The sequence below is a fragment of the Nocardioides malaquae genome (genome assembly GCF_015070385.1).
GTDB lineage: Bacteria > Actinomycetota > Actinomycetes > Propionibacteriales > Nocardioidaceae > Nocardioides > Nocardioides malaquae.
Genome location: NZ_JADCSA010001299.1, coordinates 1 through 232 on the forward strand (window position 1 = coordinate 1; position 232 = coordinate 232).

At 51.7% G+C, this 232-nt stretch carries 1 pseudogene; it reads right to left on the bottom strand.

Annotated features, from left to right (window positions below):
- Positions 1-232 (bottom strand): annotated as a pseudogene (locus tag IEQ44_RS16595) (aromatic amino acid transporter AroP); the annotation flags it as partial.

A 232-nucleotide genomic window follows, 5' to 3' on the forward strand; every position in this document is an offset into this window, starting at 1 on the left:
AGTACCACGATGTTCAGCGCATTCGCCACAAAGGTATCGCCTAACTCGTGGAAGATCAGCACAAACGGACTGGTATCGGCGGTAACGCGGGTCCACGGCATCAGTGAGAGCAGAACGGCTAACGAACCAATATAGAAAATCAGGATGCGGTAGATAACCTGGTTAGTTGCTTTCGGTATACTTTGCTCCGGGTTATCAGCTTCTGCTGCGGTGATCCCCACCAGTTCCAGAC